The organism is Belliella marina (assembly GCF_042682445.1).
Classification (GTDB): Bacteria; Bacteroidota; Bacteroidia; order Cytophagales; family Cyclobacteriaceae; genus Belliella; species Belliella marina.
Genome location: NZ_JBHUHR010000040.1, coordinates 31,127 through 33,903, shown reverse-complemented (window position 1 = coordinate 33,903; position 2,777 = coordinate 31,127). Strand labels below are relative to the sequence as shown.

The 2,777-nt window shown below is 32.2% G+C and carries 4 protein-coding genes; 2 read left to right on the top strand and 2 right to left on the bottom strand.

What is annotated here, in order from left to right:
* Positions 1–298: 298 nt before the first annotated feature.
* The gene (locus ACFSKL_RS16420) at positions 299–1,072 is read right to left on the bottom strand and encodes a hypothetical protein (protein ID WP_376887420.1); all 774 of its coding nucleotides are present in this window, start codon (positions 1,070–1,072) and stop codon (positions 299–301) included.
* Positions 1,073–1,331: 259 nt separating this feature from the next.
* On the opposite strand from ACFSKL_RS16420, the gene ACFSKL_RS16415 reads away from it, so the two are divergent.
* Positions 1,332–2,195 (top strand): HEPN domain-containing protein, encoded by an 864-nt coding sequence (locus tag ACFSKL_RS16415; RefSeq protein ID WP_376887419.1) that lies wholly within the window; start codon positions 1,332–1,334, stop codon positions 2,193–2,195.
* Here the strand turns inward: ACFSKL_RS16415 and ACFSKL_RS16410 are convergent.
* Positions 2,180–2,428, bottom strand: a complete 249-nt coding sequence (locus tag ACFSKL_RS16410; protein ID WP_376887418.1) for a helix-turn-helix transcriptional regulator — start codon at positions 2,426–2,428, stop codon at positions 2,180–2,182. The two genes, ACFSKL_RS16415 and ACFSKL_RS16410, sit on opposite strands and share 16 nt — an antisense overlap.
* 121 nt (positions 2,429–2,549) lie before the next feature.
* Here ACFSKL_RS16410 and ACFSKL_RS16405 point away from each other — a divergent pair.
* Positions 2,550–2,777: hypothetical protein (locus tag ACFSKL_RS16405; RefSeq protein ID WP_376887417.1), on the top strand; the 228-nt coding region annotated here is incomplete at its 3' end.

Below are 2,777 nucleotides of genomic sequence, written 5' to 3'. Positions count from 1 at the left end.
TCTAAAATCGGCCTTGCTGAGAGACTAGTAATTTACAAAAAATCTTGCCACGATGCTCTCAAACGTTAGCTTACGAAATCAACTTTTTTAAAGTAGGGGGAATTACCGCCAACGATTTCTCTACGCCATTATGGCGTATAGCATTCCAATTCGGAGAGATAGGTGCCATTATGGCTTCTATATCCGAATTATCAAACCTACTCAATCCCCCTCAAACATAAAATACCAAGTACTTGGTATTTTTCACTTTTAAACAAAGAAATTTAAGCGATTTAGGACTTTTAATTAGGTGCATTGTTTAAAAACCAAAATTTCCACTTATCATCGATCTTAAAAAATTCTGATCATCTTCCCTTATATCAGACCGCTTGGATATCGAAGTACATAAACTTTTTAACCTTTCCTTTTTGGTTGGCTTGATGGCTATTTCTCGAACTTCATCACTATTCCGGATATAGTCTATAAAGATTTCCAAAGTTGCTGCTTCACAATTCAAAATCACTTTTCTAATGAATGGCATTGGGTTTACTTCATTTTCAGGGTCTCCACGTTCCGGTATCTGATAATTTAGGTACGTCAGTACGAAGTATTTGACTGTCTGGGTTAAATGTTTTTCTGGAACATGCTCTATACCTAAATACTCAACTTCAAAAATAAGATCACACATTGACACCAGGCTATTCTTTTCATTTTCAATGTTTTCATAGAACATATCAAAAATACACCCTTTGCTTACCTCAGATATATATTTCATTGCACCTATCGAAACCAAGAGTAGTTTTATATCTTCCAAATCCGATTCTTTTTCTATGATTACGCTATCGAAGAGCGTGGATTGTTCTTTAATAAAATCATCTGGCATCAAATCCAATAGATAAGGCAATGCTTTCAGCATATTGTATCTACCTAGAATATCATAATCTTCATGTATGTATTCATCCATGATTTTGGCAGCAAGCTGCTTTTTTGAGCTAAGAGGAATTTCAGAGAAGTATAATTCTACTTGAGAAATATCTCTTTTAAGTTCATTCTCCAATAAGCTACTTAAATAATATAGAGTGAAAAATTCCATAATGCATGTTGTTTAGTATAAAATTATTGACCTACTATTGACGAAAAACTTACTGCTATCACAGCAGTGCGTCAGGAATATTGGTTTTTCAATATAATTAGTTCTGTCGAAAAAATCAGAGAAATAAACGTTTAAATACGGCTAAACATGGATTCTTTTAAGAAGATACCATTCGTTTTAGTTATCTTTATATTCTTAATTCACATGTCTTTTGACAACTTGATACTGCGAAAAATTGAGCTAAAAACTATTAATGAAAATGAAAAAATCCATAGAGCACCTACCTGAGGAGAAGCAAAAGGAAATTAATTTTATTCTGGATATTATCAAGGTGGAAGCCGATCCCATCAAAGTGATTCTATTTGGAAGTCATGCAACGGGGAAATGGGTGGATTCTTCATTATTACATGATGGAATTACCTTGACTTACGAAAGTGATTATGATATTTTGGTTGTCACTAGGGACAATTCCAAAAAACAACATGAAATCATCAGTCATATTGAAAATAAATGTAATGATGAATTGAAAGGTATTACCAGTATTTTAGTGCATAGTATTGATTACATAAATAAAGGGTTGTCAATTGGTCAATATTTTTTCATTAGGATACTTCAAGAAGGTATTACACTGTTTGATACAGAAGAAATTGATTTTATCAGTCCTATAAAATTGACCAATCAGCAGCTGAGAGAAAGAGCTGAAGATTATTTTAAATTATGGTTTCCTATGGGGGTTGATTTTCTAATCGATGCAAAAAATGCATTTGATAGAGAAAGTTACAGAAAGTCACTGTTTGAACTTCATCAAGCAGCTGAAAATTTTTATGCTACTATAATGCTAGTATCATCTGGTTTTAAACCGACAGTTCACAATTTGAAAAAGTTAAGAAAATATGCAAAACATTTAAGTCCTGAATTATATAGTTTGTTTTTGACACCACAGGATGATGTAGATGAATATCGATTATTTGAACTTTTAAGAAAGGGATATATTGAGGCTAGATATGATAGAAACTTTGAGATATCTAAAGAAGATTGCTATAAACTAATCCTGCGGATAGAACAAATGAAAGTTCTTGTTGAGCGTATTTGTAAGGATAAAATAAGTCATCCTTCAGGATAGTCTTTTAAGAAATCGAAAAGTTCATTAAAAGATATATCAAAAGCTTTACATATTAAATATAAATTGTAAGCTGTTGGATTAGCACCTTGAATTTCATATCTATTTACAGCTTGCTTGTCTTTATAATTTAATTTTGAAGCCAATTCTTCTTGAGTCCATTCTTTTTTATCTCTTAGTTCTTTAATTTTTTTAGCAAGTTCAGACTTTAAATCGTCTTTTTTAATATCCCTCATCAGTAGCAATTACAGGAAAAACTAAAAAAAATAAGTCAACATTTATGTTGACTATTAGAAATTATTTTTATATTTGACAAATATCCTCAATGTTAGGTCTGAGAAGCCAAACAAAGAAAGGATGAAAAAGCAGAACCTGAATTATTCCAGTGAAGACCCGGCCTCTTTTATCAAGAGTGGGGGTGTCTTCTCAGACCTCAGCAATGAGTGCAAGAGGCCTGGGTCAGAAACATGCGAATATTTCAAACCCCTCATTCATACAAAATGCAATTTTACTCTTTTGGAGTTTGGTATTCAGTACCTAACATGGGGATGTAATATTACTACTTTTGACCTTCTTTTTAAGAGA

Excerpts from the sequence above, each read along its gene's own strand:
- ACFSKL_RS16420 (WP_376887420.1), bottom strand. The coding sequence starts at position 1,072 with ATGGAATTTTTCACTCTATATTATTTAAGTAGCTTATTGGAGAATGAA.
- ACFSKL_RS16415 (WP_376887419.1), top strand. The coding sequence starts at position 1,332 with ATGAAAAAATCCATAGAGCACCTACCTGAGGAGAAGCAAAAGGAAATT.
- ACFSKL_RS16410 (WP_376887418.1), bottom strand. The coding sequence starts at position 2,428 with ATGAGGGATATTAAAAAAGACGATTTAAAGTCTGAACTTGCTAAAAAA.